General features: G+C 43.6%; 31 protein-coding genes. 2 read left to right on the top strand and 29 right to left on the bottom strand.

Going from position 1 to position 21,787, the window contains the following annotated elements; genetic code table 11:
• The 27 genes from PHI47_RS06540 to PHI47_RS06410 form a co-directional block, all read right to left on the bottom strand.
• Positions 1–3,638: phage tail protein (locus tag PHI47_RS06540; protein ID WP_299935254.1), on the bottom strand; the 3,638-nt coding region annotated here is incomplete at its 3' end.
• On the bottom strand, positions 3,626–4,012 hold the full coding sequence (locus tag PHI47_RS06535; RefSeq protein ID WP_299935251.1) for an NlpC/P60 family protein: 387 nt from the start codon (positions 4,010–4,012) through the stop codon (positions 3,626–3,628). The genes PHI47_RS06535 and PHI47_RS06540, both read right to left, overlap by 13 nt.
• On the bottom strand, positions 4,005–4,646 hold the full coding sequence (locus tag PHI47_RS06530; protein WP_299935248.1) for a hypothetical protein: 642 nt from the start codon (positions 4,644–4,646) through the stop codon (positions 4,005–4,007). Before PHI47_RS06530 ends, PHI47_RS06535 begins: the two co-directional genes overlap by 8 nt.
• On the bottom strand, positions 4,646–4,984 hold the full coding sequence (locus tag PHI47_RS06525) for a hypothetical protein (protein WP_299935245.1): 339 nt from the start codon (positions 4,982–4,984) through the stop codon (positions 4,646–4,648). The genes PHI47_RS06530 and PHI47_RS06525 overlap by 1 nt, the downstream gene beginning before the upstream one ends.
• Positions 4,984–7,113 carry a phage tail tape measure C-terminal domain-containing protein gene (locus PHI47_RS06520; RefSeq protein WP_299935243.1) on the bottom strand — a complete coding sequence of 710 codons (2,130 nt, stop codon included), beginning with the start codon at positions 7,111–7,113 and terminating at the stop codon, positions 4,984–4,986. The genes PHI47_RS06525 and PHI47_RS06520 overlap by 1 nt, the downstream gene beginning before the upstream one ends.
• A gap of 9 nt (positions 7,114–7,122) precedes the next feature.
• A complete protein-coding gene (locus tag PHI47_RS06515) occupies positions 7,123–7,425 on the bottom strand; it encodes a hypothetical protein (protein WP_299935239.1) in 303 nt (100 codons plus the stop codon).
• A 14-nt stretch (positions 7,426–7,439) separates the two neighbouring features.
• Positions 7,440–7,859, bottom strand: coding sequence for a hypothetical protein (locus PHI47_RS06510; RefSeq protein ID WP_299935236.1), 420 nt, complete (start codon positions 7,857–7,859; stop codon positions 7,440–7,442).
• Positions 7,859–8,308: a hypothetical protein gene (locus PHI47_RS06505; protein WP_299935233.1), complete on the bottom strand. Its 450-nt coding sequence runs from the start codon at positions 8,306–8,308 to the stop codon at positions 7,859–7,861. The genes PHI47_RS06510 and PHI47_RS06505 overlap by 1 nt, the downstream gene beginning before the upstream one ends.
• A 116-nt stretch (positions 8,309–8,424) precedes the next feature.
• Entirely contained in the window at positions 8,425–8,799 is a 375-nt protein-coding gene (locus PHI47_RS06500) for a DUF3168 domain-containing protein (protein WP_299935230.1), read from the bottom strand.
• A complete protein-coding gene (locus PHI47_RS06495; protein WP_299935227.1) occupies positions 8,796–9,191 on the bottom strand; it encodes an HK97-gp10 family putative phage morphogenesis protein in 396 nt (131 codons plus the stop codon). Before PHI47_RS06495 ends, PHI47_RS06500 begins: the two co-directional genes overlap by 4 nt.
• Positions 9,188–9,490, bottom strand: coding sequence for a head-tail adaptor protein (locus PHI47_RS06490; RefSeq protein WP_299935224.1), 303 nt, complete (start codon positions 9,488–9,490; stop codon positions 9,188–9,190). Before PHI47_RS06490 ends, PHI47_RS06495 begins: the two co-directional genes overlap by 4 nt.
• 11 nt (positions 9,491–9,501) lie before the next feature.
• On the bottom strand, positions 9,502–10,077 hold the full coding sequence (locus PHI47_RS06485) for a head-tail connector protein (protein WP_299935222.1): 576 nt from the start codon (positions 10,075–10,077) through the stop codon (positions 9,502–9,504).
• Positions 10,078–10,080: 3 nt separating this feature from the next.
• Positions 10,081–10,254, bottom strand: coding sequence for a hypothetical protein (locus tag PHI47_RS06480; RefSeq protein ID WP_299935219.1), 174 nt, complete (start codon positions 10,252–10,254; stop codon positions 10,081–10,083).
• Between the two features lie 12 nt (positions 10,255–10,266).
• Positions 10,267–10,659, bottom strand: coding sequence for a hypothetical protein (locus tag PHI47_RS06475; RefSeq protein ID WP_299935217.1), 393 nt, complete (start codon positions 10,657–10,659; stop codon positions 10,267–10,269).
• A 10-nt stretch (positions 10,660–10,669) separates the two neighbouring features.
• On the bottom strand, positions 10,670–11,929 hold the full coding sequence (locus PHI47_RS06470; RefSeq protein ID WP_299935214.1) for a phage major capsid protein: 1,260 nt from the start codon (positions 11,927–11,929) through the stop codon (positions 10,670–10,672).
• Between the two features lies 1 nt (position 11,930).
• Positions 11,931–12,806, bottom strand: a complete 876-nt coding sequence (locus PHI47_RS06465; protein ID WP_299935211.1) for a S49 family peptidase — start codon at positions 12,804–12,806, stop codon at positions 11,931–11,933.
• The gene (locus PHI47_RS06460) at positions 12,803–14,032 is read right to left on the bottom strand and encodes a phage portal protein (protein ID WP_299935209.1); all 1,230 of its coding nucleotides are present in this window, start codon (positions 14,030–14,032) and stop codon (positions 12,803–12,805) included. The genes PHI47_RS06465 and PHI47_RS06460 overlap by 4 nt, the downstream gene beginning before the upstream one ends.
• Positions 14,029–14,235 carry a hypothetical protein gene (locus PHI47_RS06455; protein WP_299935207.1) on the bottom strand — a complete coding sequence of 69 codons (207 nt, stop codon included), beginning with the start codon at positions 14,233–14,235 and terminating at the stop codon, positions 14,029–14,031. The genes PHI47_RS06460 and PHI47_RS06455 overlap by 4 nt, the downstream gene beginning before the upstream one ends.
• 114 nt (positions 14,236–14,349) lie before the next feature.
• Positions 14,350–16,014, bottom strand: a complete 1,665-nt coding sequence (locus PHI47_RS06450; protein WP_299935204.1) for a terminase TerL endonuclease subunit — start codon at positions 16,012–16,014, stop codon at positions 14,350–14,352.
• A complete protein-coding gene (locus tag PHI47_RS06445; RefSeq protein ID WP_299935202.1) occupies positions 16,007–16,600 on the bottom strand; it encodes a P27 family phage terminase small subunit in 594 nt (197 codons plus the stop codon). Before PHI47_RS06445 ends, PHI47_RS06450 begins: the two co-directional genes overlap by 8 nt.
• Before the next feature lie 77 nt (positions 16,601–16,677).
• The gene (locus PHI47_RS06440) at positions 16,678–16,860 is read right to left on the bottom strand and encodes a hypothetical protein (RefSeq protein ID WP_299935200.1); all 183 of its coding nucleotides are present in this window, start codon (positions 16,858–16,860) and stop codon (positions 16,678–16,680) included.
• Entirely contained in the window at positions 16,857–17,234 is a 378-nt protein-coding gene (locus tag PHI47_RS06435) for an HNH endonuclease (RefSeq protein WP_299935197.1), read from the bottom strand. The genes PHI47_RS06440 and PHI47_RS06435 overlap by 4 nt, the downstream gene beginning before the upstream one ends.
• Complete coding sequence (locus PHI47_RS06430; protein ID WP_299935194.1) at positions 17,212–17,472, bottom strand: hypothetical protein; 261 nt, start codon at positions 17,470–17,472, stop codon at positions 17,212–17,214. The genes PHI47_RS06435 and PHI47_RS06430 overlap by 23 nt, the downstream gene beginning before the upstream one ends.
• Entirely contained in the window at positions 17,469–18,215 is a 747-nt protein-coding gene (locus tag PHI47_RS06425) for a hypothetical protein (protein ID WP_299935193.1), read from the bottom strand. Before PHI47_RS06425 ends, PHI47_RS06430 begins: the two co-directional genes overlap by 4 nt.
• Positions 18,212–19,444 carry an AAA family ATPase gene (locus PHI47_RS06420; RefSeq protein ID WP_299935190.1) on the bottom strand — a complete coding sequence of 411 codons (1,233 nt, stop codon included), beginning with the start codon at positions 19,442–19,444 and terminating at the stop codon, positions 18,212–18,214. Before PHI47_RS06420 ends, PHI47_RS06425 begins: the two co-directional genes overlap by 4 nt.
• Complete coding sequence (locus tag PHI47_RS06415) at positions 19,444–19,671, bottom strand: helix-turn-helix domain-containing protein (RefSeq protein WP_299935187.1); 228 nt, start codon at positions 19,669–19,671, stop codon at positions 19,444–19,446. The genes PHI47_RS06420 and PHI47_RS06415 overlap by 1 nt, the downstream gene beginning before the upstream one ends.
• Positions 19,672–19,680: 9 nt before the next feature.
• On the bottom strand, positions 19,681–20,151 hold the full coding sequence (locus PHI47_RS06410) for a phage regulatory CII family protein (RefSeq protein ID WP_299935184.1): 471 nt from the start codon (positions 20,149–20,151) through the stop codon (positions 19,681–19,683).
• Between the two features lie 96 nt (positions 20,152–20,247).
• Here PHI47_RS06410 and PHI47_RS06405 point away from each other — a divergent pair, with 96 nt between their 5' ends.
• A complete protein-coding gene (locus PHI47_RS06405) occupies positions 20,248–20,493 on the top strand; it encodes a hypothetical protein (protein ID WP_299935181.1) in 246 nt (81 codons plus the stop codon).
• Here PHI47_RS06405 and PHI47_RS06400 read toward each other — a convergent pair.
• Together PHI47_RS06400 and PHI47_RS06395 are read right to left on the bottom strand one after the other, a co-directional pair.
• Entirely contained in the window at positions 20,477–20,764 is a 288-nt protein-coding gene (locus PHI47_RS06400; protein WP_299935178.1) for a hypothetical protein, read from the bottom strand. The genes PHI47_RS06405 and PHI47_RS06400 overlap by 17 nt on opposite strands.
• Positions 20,761–21,012, bottom strand: a complete 252-nt coding sequence (locus PHI47_RS06395; protein WP_299935175.1) for a helix-turn-helix domain-containing protein — start codon at positions 21,010–21,012, stop codon at positions 20,761–20,763. The genes PHI47_RS06400 and PHI47_RS06395 overlap by 4 nt, the downstream gene beginning before the upstream one ends.
• A gap of 105 nt (positions 21,013–21,117) precedes the next feature.
• Between PHI47_RS06395 and PHI47_RS06390 the strand changes: the two genes are divergently transcribed.
• Positions 21,118–21,780 carry a LexA family transcriptional regulator gene (locus PHI47_RS06390; RefSeq protein WP_299935172.1) on the top strand — a complete coding sequence of 221 codons (663 nt, stop codon included), beginning with the start codon at positions 21,118–21,120 and terminating at the stop codon, positions 21,778–21,780.
• Positions 21,781–21,787: the final 7 nt, after the last annotated feature.

The following is a 21,787-nucleotide window of genomic DNA, read 5'->3' as shown; positions in this document are numbered from 1 at the left end:
TTAGTAGCTTGCGTATCGATCCCGTTTTGCTCGGCAATAATCACCGCATAATCAGCGATTACGGTTGATTTCTCCACGGGGGATAAAACATTGTCACTCGCAATATCCGTCAGTTGTGTGAGAGCAGCGGTGGCGTTCGTGCTTGCGGTGTTTGCTGTGGTCTGGGCATTGTTCGCCGCTGTTTGTGCGGAATTAGCAGCACTACCAGCACTATCAGCCAACGTCTTTGCAGTAGCAGCTATCTTATTGAGCAGTGTTTGCCGAGAAGTGTAAACATCATTAAACTTTGTTCTAAAGGTTGCTCCGACGATAGTGGTATTCCCAGTAGTGACATTCCACGCCACTGGAGCAGTAAGGGTTCCTAAATACGTAGTCAACGCAGTTACTGAAGTATCATACGACGTTTTCTCTGTGGTGATACCGTAATTAGTAGCTTGCGTATCGATCCCGTTTTGCTCGGCAATAATCACCGCATAATCAGCGATTACGGTTGATTTCTCCACGGGGGATAAAACATTGTCACTCGCAATATCCGTCAGTTGTGTGAGAGCAGATGTGGCGTTCGTACTTGCCGTATTCGCCGTACTCTGTGCATTGCTCGCCGCTGTTTGTGCGGCATTAGCAGCAGTATCATCGGTAAACCCTTCATCATTTGTAAATGTCGAAAGCCCCATAACTGCCAGCTTATTCGCAGTAACTGTCCCATCCACGAACAGATTACCATCGATCCCCAGCGAAGCAACACCACTTACATATCCAGCGATTAGGATATCAGAGAGCGCCGGCATATACTGTGGAGTTCCCTGCTGTATTTTTAAATCACTCATAATTGCTGTGATATTTGTACTAGTTGTCCCTACTACTGCACCAAAGAAAAGTCCAGTATTACCATACATATCGACGATTCTAAACCAGTAGTTTCGACTATCGATTATTTCCATACTGTACCGCTGATAGACTTTTGATGTAGTAGTACCGATGAGTACCGCATCATTGATCGTCTGAGCGAGTGAGGCTTCCCATACTTCGACATGATCGAATCCATCAAACAGATTGTCATAAGTTAGCTCGAACTGTACTCCCGTATAGCGTGGATGCATCGTTACGTTTGTGAGGCTCGGAGCGGATGGCAACTCATCGACTATCACCGATTGTACTTTATCCCCTACTTTATACTCATAGTTTCCAGCTCTCGCACCGATGATCTGAAATGATGCTACTGTAGTGTATCCCTCAAAATCCCACGAAGTAGCCCCAAGAGATCGAGAATACACATTCCACCCTATCCCCTGCCCGATCCATGAGAGATCGACGATATTAGTTGATATCCCCTTGATATCAGTAGCGAATCGGCTTACAACCAAAAGACTCGATACAGATGCCAATGAGGAGATCGTTACCACATTGATAGCATCGGTTGAATCTCCATACACTTCTGGGATGTACTCTATCGCGCTGATTTTGTGACGCTGATTAGATGATTTTGAGATGGTCAAAATTCGGTAGAGCTTAGAGACCATGTTCGCTTCACCGATAGAGTAGAGCATATAATCCTCGAGCGGTTTTGAGAATCCCGCAGGTGTCGGAAGAGTGTCGGTTGTCACAGTGGTATTAGAGACGACCTGAACCGTTTCGCGGCTGTCGTCGCTGTTAAACTTGACCGTGAGATGATAGATAACCCCCGCTTCCAGTGTAACCTCTCTGTCGATTTTTATGAGGTTTAGCGTTGTTTCATCGACAAGCACGCTATCAACAAACACCCCGTCGACAAAAACCCATTTAGTAGGATCATTGAGGGCCGCGTTGATAATACGTCCCGATAGCCCCTCAGCCGGAATATCATGTGACACATCGATGAGATCACCCATAGTACACACCATCGCATCCGCATCCGCATCGAAGCTGATTGTTTTCGTGAGGTATCTATTTTTATTTAGAAGTTCACGCCCCTTTCGGATTGCATCTTCACGGTTCACGCATCCGGGATAGCTGATCGACGTTTTGCGGATCGTATCGACCGATTCATCGAATCCTCTTTGATAGAGCTCTATTGATTGACGCTCATACCCAAGAGTTTTGTCATAGTACGTTATTTCGACGACGTTTGAGCGATCAGCGAGTGGGAGATAGTTCTCCTCATAGCTGTCTTTGATGATATTCCCCATCGTAAATAAGAACCGCTGAGTAGCTAGACTCTCTTCTTTTTCGATAATTGCGAAATACTCCTGTGCAATCTCCACGAGATTCGCGTGACCGAGCACCCCTAAAATGTTTTTCGTATCAGCGGCTCCGACATCCGTATCGAGGACAAGCCCTATTTCAATGCTTTTACTGTTGCACCACGTCTCCCACGCCAAAAATGACTCTGCATTGACCTTTGCCCCGAGCAGTGTCAGGAAGTTTTTAGAAGCCAGCGCAGGGTTACTCATCCCAAACCCTCGATCTACGACGCACGAAACCGCCGGCATAGACCCGCTGAGTTGATCCGTTGCCAATGCGCGTATCGCCATAAGTGCAGTATTCGGATAGATAAAGTCATCATAGATGATCTCGGTGAACGTCTCGAAGTACACGCTGTCGTGGGTACGTGCCGAAGTACTCTCACTACTAAGGCGGCGACATGATATTTCATACTGTCCAGCTAATAGATTATCGACCTTGAAAGTTGCTCTAATGTTTGAGTTAGAAGCTCCACTAATCGAAGTACCCACGATAGTTGTCCATAGAGGATCACCTATGATTCGATACATAACCTCTAAATCAACAGTACGTGAGTCTAATCCACCTGCATTATTCGCATAATACAGTCCCCCCGGTGCGGTGACGATGATATTAAGAGCCTGTACATTATTATATGAGGTCTGTCGGACCGTCGCGACGGTGCTCAGTTTTGCATTGACTGGGGTATCGATTCGGATGTTGTCGAACGATGGGATCAACGTTTGATCGTTTGTGCCGAGGCGGATATGTGTTTCGACATCGGTATAGTAGGTGATAGGGTTATTGTTGATCGTAATATCCGATACCGTTGCAATCTCTCCGTCATTGAGCGCGTAGAGGAGATTCAGATACTGTTTGCTCCCTACCGTCTCGACGTATTGACTGATAATCGGAGGGACGATCTTCGCTTTACCGTAAACGATAGGGAGAACAACCCCTTCAGTGTATTGGTTTGATACATTATCCCAGTTATAGGTCGCCGATGAGCGCATCCCATCAGTAGAGGTAAAACTAGGTGATGGAGGAGGAAGCAATGAGTTGATAAGCATCCCGCCTCCGATCATCACCCCTGCTGTTACGGCGGTAGATACGAGAGCGGCTCCAGTGGTCCCCCACATAATACCTGCATAGGCTCCGGCATACGGAGCTGCTACCATTAAAGCCACCATAGCGATAGTAGCAAACGGGTTTTTCCCTCCTCCACCTCCGCTCGGTACCGCTACGAACCCGATATGATCTTCATCTTTGATGATATATTCATAATCTTGGGTAATGTGGCCATTCAAAGAAACTACGACATCAAAATGGCAATAAAACCCATCGATCACCGCATAAATCGGCTTACCTGATTCGATCTCTTTGATCTCACGGCTGTTCATTGGATCAAAAGGGTTATTGATCGTCGTTAGCTTTGCCATCGGTGAAACCCTCTTATGATTGATTTTAGCTCGCTGAGTTTAGAGATATGAGAGCCGATTTTGTTGAGCGTATGGAGCACTCTCCCCTCTCCGATATAAATCCCGATGTGCTGAACGATACGCGGATGACTCATATCGTGCGCCATAGCTACGACATCAAACATCTCAGGATCTTCCACGCTCTCCCAATGCTCGCTTATCTCTTTAAGATACGTCGCCCACACACGGTTCGAGTGCTCAGAGTGGACATGGGTGAGTGATGGGATAACAATCCCCAAATGCTCTCTATAAAACAGCTGTACTAACCCATAGCAGTTCGCCCCTGATAGGCTAGGCTCATTATCGTTGAACGGGATACCAATAAATCTATGCATCGACTACCACCTTTTCGAGCTTATTACCGACCGACGGGAACCCTCCAAAGCGAGTTGAATTGTTAAAAGACCGACACGCACTTAGTGATTTGTCACATGTCTCTCCGGTAGTAGGTGTGTACCCGCACTCGATACTTCCGAATTTCCAACGGCATCGGCGAGTGATACGGTTAGGAGGGAATCGCTTCATGTAGATATTGTCTTGGGAGAGGTTGAGTTTGACAGCATAGGCATTGGTGCTGAAACTGTTTACTTTGAAATCGAACATCCGGATCGGAGTCGTATTGCTTAGATCGGCCGTTGATATGATATGAATCTTCACAGTGATGTTTTGGTGCGGGTTGAGCTTCAGCCAAATATCGTACTCCATCAAATACCGCTGCATAACCCGCGAAGCGTTCGCCACGCTGATCGATACCTGTTGCACCTCTCCGCTTTGCTCGGCGATATCACTCTCCATCTGAAACGGGAACGCTTGCCAAGTAGACCCCACCCATAGGATGTCTTCGTTGTTGTTCACGATCTTGATGTTTTCGATAGCGGAGGGGAGAACGATCTCTAAACAGTATAAGATCGGATCAACCGAACTGAGGCTGTTTTTATGCTCGATTACGGCGGGGGAAAGTGTTTGCATTAGACTTCCTCCAGCATAATATTCGTGCTGACCCGCTGATTTGAGATGGTTTTGTACGTGATCTTTTCAGTCCCGAATCGAACGATATAACTCATAGAGGTATTAGGGTGAACAAACGTAAAACTCCCCCCGACATTCGCATCGAAAAAAGCTTTTAAAATGTCATACTCTGCATTGGTGATAGCGTCATAATTCAGATCGAACGTCTCCACCCCCCGCGTCGCAGCTCGTCGTGTTTGAGTATAATTTCCCTCAAATTTTGACTTTATGATGAGATACTCGGTGCCGCCTCCGGTTCCGTTGATGCGAGGCTTAGGAGTTATTGGGAAAACGGCCATTATCGCACCGCCTTGACTCTGCCGTGGATATTTCCGACATTACGATCAAACATATCGAGGACAATGCTATGCACCATACCTTTGCCATCAAATCGAGAATCGACGCTTTCAACTCCGATGGCTGTTCCCGATTTGTTTTCGATGTTAATCGTCACAGGCATTGATGAAGCACTTACACTGGATAACGCAGACCCTACAAACCCACCATCCGCATATCCACGCTTTCGAGTCGATTCGAGTGATCCGATCAGAGCAGGGCTTTTTTGTACCATCCATTGCGGGATAACATATTCTCCACCGTGTACGACACCTTTTGGTTCATACTTTCCTCCGTCTCCGGTGTACCCGCCATAAGCGAAGTTATTGACCGCACCGCCTGAATAATATGGAATCATCCCCCCATCATAAGCGGCGAACATTGTGCTAAAATCAATACCACCTATTGCAGTCATTAACGGTTGAGTAATCGAATTCCGAATCTGCATCCGGATGATCCCCTCGATAACTGTGTTGAAGAAATCTTCCGCGCTAAACTTTCCGGTCATGAACATATTGACCATCGAATCTTCCATCGATTTGAAAGCATCTTCGAAGACGGTGTTGAGTTTGATCGTGTCGTCTTTTGTAGACTCTAGTGCCTCTTCTGATTTTTTTTGCCATACTTTATAGAAATCATCGGCAAATTTTCCCTCCATTATCCCTGCATCAAACAGTCTTTGCCAATCTTGCATCATGCTATTGTTTAATTTATCGATTTCAGGGGTTATCATGTTATAAACACGATCATATGATGATGCTAGTGCGTTGGCATTTCGTTCTATAAGGTCAAGTTCGTCGTTATAAGCATCAATAGCCTCTTTAGCTTGGAATTCATACGTATCTTGTATTGCATCTTGCTGTGCTTTATAAATACTAAGGTAATATTCAGCCTCACGATCTGCATTATCACGCACAGCATCAATGCGTGCTTTGGCTATATCTTCTTGTATTTTTTTAGCTTCAGATGCTACCTCTTTTTCACGTTTTACTCTATCAGCTGCTGCTTTTTTTGCCGCAGCTTCTTTTTTGGCAGCCGAAGCGGCAAAATCTTCTTGATCAAATATTTGTTTCCCGCCTGATTTATTAAAATCTTCAACGGTCTTTTTCGCTGACATTATATTTTTGATCCGACCATCCCAATATATTTGATCTTTTTTTGCATCTTCGCTAATTTTATTCCATGCAAATTTTGCACCTGCAAAATCTCCCTCTGCTAATAGTGCAGCTGCTGCTCCTAGATTACCTAATGCATGCCCAGCCATAGTAAAAGAGCCCGCAACGATATAGCCCAAGTTTATAGCGACCTTCATACCCTCAGCTAAATCATCCCCGAGTGTTTTGCCAGTCCCTTTCCCTTCTTTAGCTACATTTGTAAAGTCATCTGCAATTGCTGAAAGAGTAGGTGATAGATTTGCCGTCATTTGCATCCATACAGAATCTACAGCCATACCAACCGTAGTTAATGAATCATTAAATTTTTCTGCACTTCTTGCAGTTTGAATGTCCATAATCCCTGAATACTCTGTTAATGCCTCTGACCCGCCATTTAGAAGCGGAATCATATCTGCACCTGATTTACCGAATAACTGCATAGCTAAAGTAGACTTTGCTATTCCATCTGGCATAGCTTTAAACTTATCTGCTACCTCATACAAATACTCATCTGAATTTTTTAAATGCCCTGATGAGTCTTTTAATGAAATACCGAGATTTTTTAACGCATTTTCGGTGTCTCCGGCACCTAGTTCAGCTGCCCCTAAACCTTTATTAAATTTTAATAGTGATTTTTCAAGGGTTTGCAAATCAACATCTGCGAGCTTACCTGCAGCTTGCATAGAGTAAAGGGCATCTACAGACACACCAACTTTTTGCGACATTTTTCCGAGTGAGTCAGCGAGATCAAGTGATTGTTTAACGGAGTCTCTTAGATTGCTTAGGGCAAAATACCCCGCTATAGAAGCTCCGGCAGTTTTGGCGAAGCTCTCCATTTTTTGAGTAGAAGATTGCATAATACCGACAGCGGTATCCATACCTTTTCGGAGTTGGGCAGTATCGGCGGCGATGATAATGTCGAGTGCGCCGAGTGCCATTTTTTCTCCTTAAACTGCTGTCATTATTTGAATAATCGCCGATTGAGCCTCTTTGATCTGCTCTTCGTCCATCTCTTCGAGATTGATCCCCGAAGTCTTAGTCTCTTTTGTGCGTGAGTACAACTCAAAATCATCCGAAGTCAACTTTGGCTCATACTTTACAAACCCACTATTAGCTACAACTGAGCAAAGCATCCCATGACGCTTATCGCTCATCATCTCTTCATCCCCGAACGGCTCCAACTGGTAGAACTCTATCCAGTCGTTTAGCTCATCGGCGGACATCTCATTTTCTAACCTCTCGACCGTCATGCCGAGTTTTAATGCTAGGCGGAAGCGGAATCTCCGATTACCACTTGCTCCGCGTCCGCCTTGAAAACGTTTCCCAAATCACGATAAATCCGCTCGATAACTACGGGTGATTTTGCGCCTAAAACCGATTCGATCTCATCATCGTTAAAAAGGCGAACCCCGTTTTCGTCACATAGGGCGAATCCGACGGTAAAGAGGCGATGTTTCGCATACGCTTTTTCAGCATCCTCCCCCTCTTTCATTTTAAATATTGGAGCTTCACCCTCTTTTTTAGGAGGTTTGATCTCTAAAAACCCATCAGAGATAGGGATTAGAAAATCCCGCTCACGAATATTTTGCCGACGAACGAAAGCTTCACCGCCCCATTCAGGTATCTGAACGGTAGCGATAGGGATGTCTTTTGCATTGATGATCGTATCTCGGTTAATAGTCATTATGTCGCCGCCGTAAAGTCAGGTGCTCCGCTTGATTGGAAGCTAAATTCAAAACTCAAAGCCGCACCTTTACCAGGAACGATATTTGGGTTAGCAGATACATACCCATCACGGATGATAGTTGTGCCGGTTCCGAGTGCGGTCAATTTATCATTTAGTACAAGCTTGATTTGTGTATTTTCATTTGTTGTACCGAGCGCTGATACCCGTAACTGACCCAAATCATCTGCAATATAGTTGCATTTTAGTGAAAACTCAGGGGCATCTTTCAGCCCGTCGCTGATATAGTCTTTGTACCCCGCAGAGTCGAAGCTTGAAACATCGATACGCCCTACTTTGTCCCCCATCATTCCGGGTATATCTGTCATCTCCCCTACTTTTACGAACTCAGCCCCTACCCCTGTGGCGATGAAAATTGCCGCTAATAGCGAGTTTTTTGCCTTTGACATTTTGAGTCTCCTCTTTTAATAATTTTGTATTCTATGCCAACCGAAAAGCACACCCTCAAAAGGTGTCTAATTTGACATCTTTTTGGTAGAAAACTTTTTTCGATTCCACTTGACTTTTAAACCGCTCCGACCACATCATCAGAGAGGATGTAATCTATCTGTTGAACGAAGAGTTTGGTATCAGGCTCATAATCATCCATACTCATAACCTTATTTCCGTATCCACTCATAACTGTTTTGACTGATTTGGTATTTTCATCATCAGATAGAGCAATAAGCACCGACTCCTCATACGTTTTTGAGAAGACCTTAATTTGAAACCGACCCATATCTAGGCTCTCGGTTCCGTCAATCGTACCCGTATCTAAACTACTGATCCGCTGAAATGTGATATAGGGTGCGGCAGTCCCCTGAGGTGCTACGAGTGGGAATACTCTATCGCCGACTTGCGGGATGGTTTTGAGGATATCAAAAAGACCGATGGCGATCATTTTGTAGCCTCTTCAACTTTTGACTTAATCGAATCAATAGTTTTATCCAGCACTTCTTGCCCTACTTTGTCAAAAGCAGGTCTCATGAATGGATGAGCCGCCATTTTCGACGTACCAAATTCATTTGAAAGCCCATAAAATTTAGTAACACCATTTTTTTTAGCTACAGGTCTTATTTTAAAAGCTATTGATCCTTTTTTGCCACGTTTCCCAGACACAACTATTGATTTTTTTAAATCACCGCTTCCAACTGGAGCAAATAATCTCGCTTCGTCACGTATAACATTTGCCCCTTTTCTCAATGAGGAACGAATTATTTTATTTTCAAGCTTATCTGGTAAATCGTTGAGCTTTTTTAAAATATCTTCAAGCCCTTTGATTTCAATGCTCATAAAATCTCCTTTGCCACAATGAACAACTCGACACTTTTTTCCTCTTTGTTCTGCACATCGAGGATATCGAACGTCCGTGTTCCGAATTTGATCTTATGCTTTCGAGTGATCCCCGCTACGAATCGGCATCGAATCTGAGACGTTGCCTCAGCGAAGAGTTGATTGCTCATAAAGCGTTCTCCACCGCTGATCGGTTTGATCTCTGCGCGAGCATCATCAAAATGCGTTTCACCCTCTGAAACACCCCCCATAGCACCACGAATCTCACCGATAGTGACAAACTCGATTTTGTGGCGCATAGCCCCTGATCTCATAACGAAATCACCCGATATTTGCTGATGAGATAATCGTTGTAGTTGTTTTGGATCGGTGTAACCGATACCCCTACCACAATCTCCTCACGATGCTCGAACAGCGTAGCGATACGGATTAGCATCCATTGTTTGATAGACTTTGGAACCGATGCCGCATCCGCATATCCCGCCGTAAATGTCACGCGAACCGCATTCACCATCCAACTGATAGCGGGGTAGGTTGCATCATTGCGACGAATCACCACGCCGGGTTCTACTGTGTTATCCACCATATATTTCGACGGATCGAGGATCGCGTAGCTATCTGACCCATCAGGAATATACTCGATTTTCTCCACGGCGTGAAGCGGTGGTTTTTTGATCTCAAAACGATCCGGCAAAATATCCATCGTCATTTCATACGTCGAGCGCATAAGCTGACGGTTGGTGATCTCTTCCGCCTGCTCCGTAGCGACACCGATCAAAAAAGAGATCAGTTCGTCATCGAGATCAGACAAAACATTGAGATGCGCTTTCGCTTCATCCAACGTCACCGGAGCACTAAGCGGAGCTGTTTTGAGAATTAAGCCCATCGGTTACTCTTCATCTTCTTTTTTAATCTCAGGTTCAACAAAAACATCTTTGTTTAAGTAACCACCTTTGATCAAAACACCGCAGCGCTCTTTCGTACCATCAAAGGTACTTTTCTTTTCATAACGAGCACCTGTGTCTTTGTCTACAAATGCTTCGATTACTTCGTGCTTTGCCATAATGTCCCCCTTTTATGAGTATCGTTTGTCGCCGAGTGCTAACGTCGCGGCACCTACTTTTCCGTTCTCATCACATGTTACTTTAACAGCAACATACGCAAAGCCGTTACTGCTATCGAGTTCATCAACGCGTGCTTCAACTTGCGCTTTTACTGCACCATTCCCGACCGGAGCAGTTGCTGTGACTGCCGCTTTTAATGCTTTAGCCCCTGCCCCTTCCGCACTTGTAGCTTGTAAAAGTTCAACGGTTGCGATCTTACCCGCTGTGAGTGATGCAGTTTGAAGAGTTGCCATGATTGTGCGATAGTCTCCCACTGCTACATAAGATCCAGTGACATCAGCGGTACCGATGTCCTGAGGATCGATTGCCGCTACTACGTCCATTTGTTCACTGATTTTTTTCATCCTATACTCCTTATACTGCCGGAACGTCGAGAACAACGAATGGAGATACTGTTGTATTCCCATCTTCAAGTGTCAACGGTGTGTTGATTGATGATTGACCATCTACATTTGAAACCACTTTAATAAGTGTTTTATCCTGAGTAAATTTGACATGTTCACTCATAGACAAGATAATTCCACTACCATCTTTGATATAGTAATAGCTTAAATCGGTAAGCATTACATCACCTTTTGATCCAAGAACCGGAGTACGATCGACGAATTTAACTGGATAACCGAGAAGAGTGCTTCCTATCCCTACGATAGCGTTTGGTTGCCAAATGAGTTCACCATGTGGATCAACCATAGTCAGCAATTGAGGGATAACGGTTTGGTTAATTGTCCATTCCAATGACCCACCCATTTTTACAGCTGCAACCATAGCGACCAGGTCAGCATATTTAACGAGATTTGCAGTTGTACGGTTAATCGCTTTTGTAGCTTTATGCCCGATAATCCCGAGAGGTTTTGCCACCCCATTACCATTCAAGAAAGCATCATCTTCCGCTTTTGCAAGTGCTTGACGTAGAAGCATCTCTCCCAACATTGATGCAGCTGGTGCATTACGCAAAAGTTTATTTGAGAATGGGATTAGTGCCGCCAAACCATTTGATTTCAGGGTGATTTCACGTAGAGAGAAATTTGTTTCAGGAATTTCTACTCCCTCACCAACCCATGAAGTTGTTACTCCGCTATAAACACCTTTAGCCCCACTTTGGTCAAGTGCCGGGAATGAAATATCACCATCCGCAAAACTTCCGCTCGGAATAACTGTTGCGCGTGGACGGACGATTGATTCTCCCGGTTTAAATGCTGTCAGCATTTCCCCAAATTGTTTAGGGACAAGGAACCCACCCTCTGATCCGGCACTCATCCCCTGAGCAACAAACTCCAAGCGCGCATCAGTACCGGCACGAACTGCACCAAGATATTCACCAAAAGAGTTAAACCCACCCTCGTCAAGTACTTTGTTATCCCCCAAATTTTTTGAGTGATTAAACGCGTGGATCGGTTTTGCTGCCGGTTTTTCCATCTCTTCGTTAAGCTCTGATTGAGTTTCGAGGCGTGAAATTTGTGATTTCAATCCATATTGCTGAGTATTTAAAGCCTCATACTGGCTTACTTCCTCTGCTGTAAAATCTCGATTTTCAGCGAGAGCATTGGTATTCATCTCTTGCATCTTTGCGATTACACCTGATCGTGTTTGTTTTAATTCAAGAATCTTTTTCACTTCATTCCTCCATTTTTAGAATGTTTAGTTGTCTTTGCCGAGCGGATGAACCGCCACCTTTACCCATATTGCCTGCCGAAAGTTCAGCGAGCACACCCTCAAAACTTCCGAGTCGGTCGGCGAGTCCTGCGGTAACTGATTCAGCACCGACGAACACACCTCCTTTCCCGTAGTTTTCGAGGACATGATCCGCACTTACACCTCGGTTGCGGGCAATCGCCGAAACGAATACCTCACCGAGAGTGTCCGCCATCTTTTGCAGATCTCCGAGCCCCTCTTCGGTAGAGGGATCTCGGTTCTTATTCGGACTTACTTTTGAAACGATGCGAACACGCTTAACACCATCTCTTATCTCAGCTTCACTGCGATCTTCAAACTCCATCATCGTTCCAATACTTCCGACAATAGCCGACTCACTGACGATGATTTCATCGGCTGCCGAAGCGATACCATATGCGGCACTCGCACCCTGACCTCCGACGTATGCTTTGATAGGTTTCACCCCACGAGCGGAAGCAATCATATTCATAAGCTCTACAAGACCGTTAGCGTGACCGCCAGGGGAGTCAATATCAAGCAATATTGCTTTGATCTCTGGGTCTTTCATCACGCTGTTAAAGTCCAAAGACAACATTTGCGTACTCGTCGCACCGCTCAATTCAGTAAATAGGTTTGCATACCGGAATATCGGACCCGTAACGGGGATAATCGCAACACCATTTCTAATCTCGGTTGATCGGCTGTTCTGCATCGGCTTACCGACCGCAGCTCTTACTGCTTCAATGTCGTTGGTTCGGTTAACGATGGATGCTATCGTTTCATGTGCCTGCTGAGTAATCATCCACGGATACCCGGTCATAGCACTCAGTAATTTCATAAATTCTCCTTTTTGTTGGTTTCAGATGCGGGAGCCATATTGAGTGGGTATAAATATTCATCTAATCCATCAACAGGGTTCATATCTTCGAGGTCACGCGGTTCGTTTCGATTCATCCAACCGTCTTTTATCGCCATTCCATAGGCTTCATATCGTGTTTTCATATCTCCGCGCAACAGTGCTGATATGTTGAATTTAATGTAGTATTCCCCGCGCTCTGAGTCAGAAAGCAGTGTTTTATTGAGACTTTGCTCAATACGAACCGCCCAAGGCATAATGGTGTGAATGACAAATTCGAGGGATTGATGTTCGATGTTTGAAAATGTCGCTTTGTCGAGGTCATTAATCATGTGCAGCGGTACTCGATAGATGGACGCAATCTCTGATTTAGTAAACTTTCGGCTCTCCAAATATTGACCGTCTTTATTGTTGATCGTGATCGGTGTAAATTTAAAACCATCTTCGAGAATCAGCGGTTTTCCTGCGTTCATTAAGCCTTGAAAATTTGCTTTAAAACTCTCTTTGAAACGTTCAAAAGCTGTATCACTCATCGACTTAACGCCCTCTCCGGATACTACACCGCTAGGGGTTGCCCCATTTTTAAACAACGTAGACCCGAACTCTTCCATCGCCATACTCGCACCGATGGTATGGCGGTTATAGGCAATTGGGTTTAACCCATTGATACCATCAAGGGTAAGCCCTTGGATATGAAGAACATCCTCAGGTTCCAACGCGGCGACACTCCCATCAAATAGAGTATATAAATACGCAAGCTTTCCACTTGGTATCCGACGGCGTACTTCCATTCGATCAGATAGCAATTGATAAATACCGATTACTCTCCCTGCTCCATCACGAATGATTTGAGCGTAGTGGTTTCCTCTAAGCCCTAACATACACATCATAGATTGTCTCCATGCAAATGATGTTGTCTCAGGGTTTGGTGTATCGTGCAAAATGCTATATAGGCGATGGTCCGTTGCTTTTTCTTTGTACTGTTTCCCATTTTTTTTAGTACGGCGGTAAAGATCAAGCGGAAGCATTGCCAGTGAATCAGCTAGTACCTGAACACAGGCATAAACCGCTGTGTGTTGCATAGCAAGATCGGGAGTGACATTCACCCCTGAATTAGCGATAAACCCTCCGAAATTTTTAAGCGTTAGCCACCCGCTTGAATCTCCGACGTGTTGTGTGTTGGACATAAAATTGTTGTAATCAATCATGGCTGATCGCCTTTGACACTGATCGCTTTATGCAGAGCGACCATACTCATAACGATTATTACTACGACGGACAAACCAAAGACGGCACGGGCTATTTTTTCACATTCATCAAAAGGGAGGATATATACCCCCGAAGAGAGCACGCCCATAAGGACGATAAGGAGAAGATGATAGGAAAGGACAGCTTTGACCGTTGGGCTCATATATGCCTCGTTAATTTTTTCATATCGCCATTTAAACACGAAAAAATTCACGCCCTCAAAAAGGTTGCGAATTAACAACCTTTTTAGTAGAAAACTTTTTTTTATTCCACTTGACTATAAGCTTCTAAGCCCTCTCTCTTCATACACACTCACTACTGGAGGCTCGAACGTTATCGATCGGGCATACGTGTTGATCACGGCCGCACATCCGTCTATTTTACGGGTTTGGTGCGATTTGTCGGGCTTGATGTTTCCGCTCGCATCAGTGAGGACGGTGAGATTCGATACCATCCAGTTCATCACTGGATTTCCATCGTGAGTCACCGTCCCCTTTTTGATATCGTCTTTGAAGTTCGAGGTAGGCTCCGATATGGTCAAAAAACCCTGCCGAATCTGCACACACCCCTCAAAACCCGTATTTTTTTCGATATTTGAGACCAAAGTAGCCGCACGATAGGGGTCATAACATATTTCATTAACTCCATATTGTTCAATATCATTGATAATATCGCGCTCGATGTACTCCAAATCGATAGTATTGCCGGGTGTTGCGGTGATATATCCTTGCAAAATCCACGTACTCAGCGGTGCTCTCAGCTCTCTTTCACGCTCTTTTACGGTGTCAGCAGGGATATAAAAGTGCGTTTTTATGTGTTTTTTGCCATTCGGGAGGAGATAGGTCTTTGCTTTTGCGGTGAAATCGTCCGTTCGGGATAGGTCAACTCCCAAAAGGATCCCGTATGCTTCGCTCACATCGGTATCCGGTGCGGCACACTCTTTCCATTTGGCGAACGGGATGAAGTTCTCGACCGCGTTGACCCATCGGTTCAACTCTTTGACGAGGAAGTTGTTTAGCGCACTCGGTCGCTCTTTGGCACTGTTTGCCATATTCCTCATGTGATCATACGTCTTTGATATTCCGAGATTCGGGTTTGCTTTGTACCAAACCGACTCATCGAACGGATCATCATCTTTATCGAGCTCCGCGATAAACGCAAAATACCCATCATCCTCGATCACGCCGTCCATTACCTTTTTGGCGTACTCATATTCATCGTATCCGGGTGACGCTAGGTTGAACCCTGCGGTGGTGATATAGAACATCATCGGCTGAACCCTCGCCCCCTGAGACGATTGGACTACTTCAATGAGTGAGCGATCAGGATGAGCGTGGATCTCGTCCCCTACCCCAAACCCGATATTTAGCCCGTCCTCTGTTTTGCTGTCACGCCCAAGCGGACGTATTGTCGTATCGGTTTGTTGTACGGTTATAGTAGAATAGGCAATGCTTGAATTATCACTAAAGAATTTGTTATATCCTATCATCTTCTCACATCCACTCCAGACGATTTTTGCCTGATCGCGTTTGGTTGCGAATGTGACGATTTGATTCCCTTTTTCTGCACTTAAGATAGATTCTGCAAGTGCTACCCCTGATGCTAAGATAGATTTTCCGTTTTTTCGTGAAAGGAACCAAAGAGCAGTATTAAACCGACGAACCCATACCGGCTTACCGTCTCGCAACATCGGTTTACCATCAGACCCCAACCGCTTACGCTGCCAACCAAAACAGATTGCTAACGCTCTAACTTGCCAATCCTCTAAAACGATTTTTTGCCCTGCGAGTTCCCCCTCGAAATGGTGGAGTTGATTTATTATTGCCGCATATGATAGCCCAAGCTTTTTATTAAATCTTATGTCATCTCTAATTCCAGTCTCTACATCTTTTAAATCTTTTTTATGTCGATCAAAAGTTTTTTCGTAGTATGGCTTAGACATCAATAGTTTCACTCATCATTTCAACTTCTCCACTAACCTGACTTGCAAATGTAATTACTAGTTGACCCTCGTGCTCTCCAATTTTAATATTCATTTTGTGTCTACTTGGCATTGAAACCCCAAGCTGGCTACTCAGTAGCGTAAGAGTTTTTATTGTCATTTGAATAACATTGTAAAGAGGATTAATATATTTTGATCCTGTTTTTTCACTCTCCAAAACTTCCTCTTGATCCATCATTTTTATTTCTAAAGCGAGCCATCTTTCATATGTTTTTGCATAACACACAATCATTGGTTCATCAACATTGCTGTAGTGATTCCCTAGTTCTTGTTTTAATTGTTCAATTTTTCTAAGAGCTATCGGTCCTAAAATGTCGATGTAAGGGTTGGTTACACTTTTATCAATTGTTGAAACTGGCATATTTTTCGAGAGAGGCACGAAGTCGCCCCATTCCTCTTTTTTGGATTTTTTCATTATTCCGGGTCGGCTAACTTTATAGTGTGAAGCGAGTGCGTTTACAGACCTAAATTTTCCACCTAAAAAGTCTTTTTTGATTTCGTCCCAATCAATAGTTTCAGTTTCCAAGCCCTACCCCCTTAGAAATGGTTTTTGTAAAAAGATGGGAGGACAGGCGGTGTAGCGTCGGTCGGTCTGTAGAGATTTCACCCCCCTACCCCTACCGTGCTATTTTTTAGTTCTGCTCCATTACCTAGAACTTTACCTGCGATTTTAAATAATAATTTCGCCAAAAATAATCTAATCTTCATTTCTTTTGATAGCTTTATTGTCACTACAAGTTTTTGACTTGACTTTAAATTGTTCACGTAAATTGTTTCTTCTTTCATTTTCTTCTCCTTAGATCATCGGCAGTTTTCAAAGCATGGTGTTGATGGCAAAGCGGTTGGAGATTGGTAATGTCGAGACGTTTTGAGTAATCCACTTCGATAGGGATGATATGATCCACGACATTCGCATCATTGACGATACCAAACATATCACACTGAACACATAACCCGCCATGATCTTTCATCACCTGCTCACGAACTGTCTTCCACTCTTTCGAGTGATAAAATTTATCGTGTTCTCGGTTACGATGGTTATGATCGTACACTTCGTTCTTATGCTTGATCACTTCACGTCGATGCGCTTGGCAGTATCGTTCACTCATCGGAACTAATGCGTGACACCCAGCTTGATTACAAACTTTTGACGGCATCATCCAACCTCATGCTTCCGATACCGAACAACATCCAATTTAAACTGACTTTACGTTTGACGCAGAACATCACAATATCCTCATACGGCATCAACCCGCGTGACTTCTTCACTGATAAGTTATTCGGAGTCATGCAAAGAACATAAGCAACATGTTTGTCTTTGATCTTCTTATCCGGATGATCGTGACTAATCACATCTTTCATTCGTTCTACGATCTCGATCATTCTATTTGCGTTCATGCTGATCTCCGTCCTGATTTGATTTGTATTGCTATCGTGTCGTATTGCTTACGAAGTTTCTCAGTGCTAAGTATGTTTGATCTCCAAAACGTTCCATCGAAGTATTGGTTCTTATCAAATATCATGCTGATCATATTGCTGATAGCTTCAGTAGTTCGTTTATCAATCTCTCTCATACGTTTGATATGTACAGCCCACTTGATTATTTCTGGTCTCTTGATAGTTGGGTGGATGGATAGTAGCTTCGAGAAGAGTAATTCAGACAGTCGGATATCATCATCGCTAACGTCTGGGCGCTTTGCGTTCGGACGAGAGATATTATTACTCTCTTTACTCTTATTAGTTATGTTTCCATTTGGTTTCCGTATGGTTTCCATACCATCAATAGAACTGCTGTTTTTTGGGCTTTGTGAGTCGTTAAAAGTTTCCATGTGGTTTCCAAACGGTTTCCATTCGTTTCCGACATCGAGAAAGTGTTGTTCATTATGCTCACGCCAATGGGTGAAAAATTTGGATATTTCTTCATGAAATTCCTTTATCCACTTGAACGCTGTCCCTTTCTTCGTATAATCACCTAACCAGTACTTTGCATAGTCTTGGAACTTATAGACACGCCCACGCTTCATATCCCGATAATACTCCATGAGAGCTGCCGCTTTTACCCGATTTCCTTTTTCAATCAATTCATCATAATAGTCAGTTGGGAACATGATGTAATGAATTCGTGCACCGATCTTCTTCATATTACAGGCATCTCAGCTTTCATCTCATAGTCAATCTGTACCGCTGTAGCACGTGCACTGCTTTTGGGAGTAATGTGTTTTTGCACCTTATACCCTCCAAGCATACGAACTACACCGAAGTTATCCTTTGATAGGATAAACTCTCTCATATGCTGATTGTCCATATCAAGTTCACCGATACGTTGGTTTTTGTATACCTTTCCGATCTCATACACGGTACGACACGCATCTACAAACGCACTCGCACCACGGGCTTTAGAGTGCATACCCTCATCGTTATTCTTTTTACTATGATGGAGAAATATGATCGTAATGTTCTCTTCCGCTGCCCAATCTTGGAAAGGAGCCATAAAAATGTTAGCGTCGCTATTTGAGTTCTCATCACCTCCGAAAAAGGCGCGCATAGGGTCTAAGATGACGAGATCATATCCCTTGAGCGATTTACGCAGACGGTAGAATCGTTGCGGGTCATACTTTCCGTTATTGATTATAGGCTGAGGGCGTTCGGTGATGAGATGGACGTTTTTATATTGTGAGAATGTAGTACTCATAACATCAAGAGCCACAGCTTTAGCGCGATTTTTGGTTTCGTGCATTGGATCTTCTGAGAGCCAAAGAGCTACTTTAGAATATTGCGACTCATCACAATATCGAAATGCGATCTGAGGAGCCGTCCAACTCTTACCGGTTCCTCCAGGTGCAGCGATCATCGATACGGTACCGCGTGGGAATGGGAGCCAATTTTTCAGGATAAATTCTGTTTGACCGTCAGGTATATCGGTAATCGATACGCAACCAATACCTCCACCGATATGCATATCAATAATAGATTTGAGGGACGTTTCCGCATAATTAAGTGCAGCAGATACTTCAACGAATTCTTGACTTTTGAGATGAACCCCAAGCAGGACAAGTGCACGCATTTGTGCGAGCTCTCGTATCCGAGCAACATACATTCTGACATTTGATATCGGATTTGCTGTGAGTATCTCAACCATCACACGCTCATCAAAACTACCGCGAGGCACGAGGTAGGATCGGATGAACTCTTCATCGATCGGCTGATCTTCTTTATCGAGTGAAACCATAGCCTCATATATTTTTTGATGAGCTGATAGATAAAAATCATTTACGGTGAGGCTGATATCTTTAAACGATGCAGGGTAAAAGATGATAGATGAAAGAACCGATCGCTCAAAAGCGAGATTATAAAGTTCCTCTTCGTTCATTAGTTCTTCTCGCCATCGAGAAAATAGACTTTATATAGACCGCCATGCGGTGCTTTCTCTTCTCTACTATGGATAGGCCATCCATCAGATCTGAGAATACTTATCTTATTACGCAGGTTTAGCTCATTCCACATTTTTGCCGCTTCGAGTGCCGTGATCTCACGACCGCTCTTGAGCCAATCCAAAACCGTTTCGATCATTCCGGTACGCTTTGTCATAGGTGCCATCTCATCCCCCTACTTAGTCATACCGATAATCGAATACAGAGCCGTGATTTCATCCATCGCCATACGTCGGATACGTTCACCCTCTTTTTCGTCAATCTCTCCGTCTTTTACCGCCTCAAAAAGGGTTTCGCTGAGTGAGCCGGTATGAGATTGGATTTTCAACCCTGCCATCATAATGTCGGTGATGCTACACTCCTTCCATATATCCGAAACCTTTGAAGCTTCTTTGATTGAATCAATGATACGGGTGTCTCCGGTTAAGTTGGTGATTTCGATGACACGATCCACCGATAGAGGGCGATGTGTTTGATTCGGGTCAAGGGTGCCGTATAAATAGCCTCGTGTCGTTCCTAACTGCTCTGCGACCTTTTCGATCTTGCAGTTATGCAATGTCATATAGTCATTAATGACAGCCTGTGCGGTTTCGTATACGGTGCGGAACGGTGCGGTGTCATCGCCGAACATTTCTTCTAAACTCATTGGATTTCCTTGTATTTTTTTTCGGAGTTTTCCACTCTAAAAGCCTTTGTGATATAATCGAGTTGCAACAAAATCACACTCACAAAGGTTTTTACAATGGAAATTACTGTCATGTTAAGCGTTTTTAAAAAAGAGGAATGTTTGTTTGAAGAACTTGCCTCGTTTGGAGTTTTACCCCGAGTAGGGGAAACTATTGTGCTCAAAAAGTCAAAAGATGGAGATATGAGATGTGAGCATACGTGCGTTGTTGAATCGATAACACATACAGTTAATTTGGACACTAAGCCCATCTTCTCATCTATGATGCCGTATGTGACGGTGCAGGTCATCCCTGAGCCTTAGATGCTGAAATTAACCCTAATTTTTCTGCAATTTTTTGATTAATTGCAGATGCGTCACTATTTAGTTTTTCAACTTCATCAATCCATTTTTCATTCATGTGTGGCTCTAGGGCTTTTCGGATGTCACTGCATAGCCCTAAAAGTTTATCAGGGATAATAAATTCGTGAGGTCCGCGATTAGGGTTTTCTACTTCATCTACAATCGCCAAAATATCGTCTATGGCTTTGATATATTTTATGATCGTTAGGTTTGTACTATATGTTTTTTTCACGCACTCTCCTTTTGGTGTAATTGATTTTCGTGTTCTACTTGAACGTGCACGGCTGCATCGGGCATACTTTTACGATCAAGTAGCCATTGTTTGATGTTGAGCCATGCGTCGATTGGGATGCCAAACGCATCACGCAATTGAATAGCTTGACCAACTGATAAATCAAGCTTGCCTCTCATGTATTTTGATACTGTTGGCTGCTCTACTTTCAAAACAGCTGCCATTTGTGATTGTGTTGGTAGTTTCATGAGGCTTATTATTCCATTTTGGAATTTAAAAGATACTTAAAATAAATTCTATTTTGGAATATTCCATTAAGGCATAATTATCTAAGGTATAAATGGTGGTAAATTATGGATATTGTTATGCGTATTAGAACCGAGATGAACATTCTCGGAATTAAACAAAAAGACATGGTAAAGAGATTAGGCGAAAATCAAAGTGCGGTTGCTAAATGGTTAAGTGAAAATGATGATATACGAAATGATATTCCAATTTCTGTATTATCAAAAATTGCTTATATTTTAAATGTTGATGTTGCCTATCTTATCGGAAGCCAAGATGAAAAGCGGATCGATCCATCTAACGGAGTCACTTTTATACCAGTAGTAAATATTGCGGCGGGGGCAGGTGCTGAGGGGCTACTCCCTGAGTATATTACTGAAGAAAGAGTTCCAATATGGACTAAATTTCTAAACGGTATTAACCCTAAAAACTTGTCAATATTTCAAGTTGTTGGGGATTCGATGGAGCCTACAATTAGACCGGAGGACTGGGTTATCGTAGATATGGTTAATAGCAGATCAGTTGAAATGGTTGATAGTATTTATCTAATTAGCAAAGATGGATCTATTCAGATAAAAAGATTGCATTTCAGAGGTTCAAAAGGGGTTGATATCATAAGTGATAACAAAGAATATCCAACCGAAAACACAATATTGAATAATATTGAGCTTCATATTTTAGGAAAACTCTATAAGCATGTTAGATCGTTAGGCTCATTAGCAGAAAAATAAGGGGGTT

Origin of the sequence: Sulfuricurvum sp. (assembly GCF_028713855.1) — a bacterium.
GTDB lineage: Bacteria > Campylobacterota > Campylobacteria > Campylobacterales > Sulfurimonadaceae > Sulfuricurvum.
Note: the sequence above shows the minus strand (reverse complement) of the source record. Positions and strands in the feature narration are given on the sequence as shown.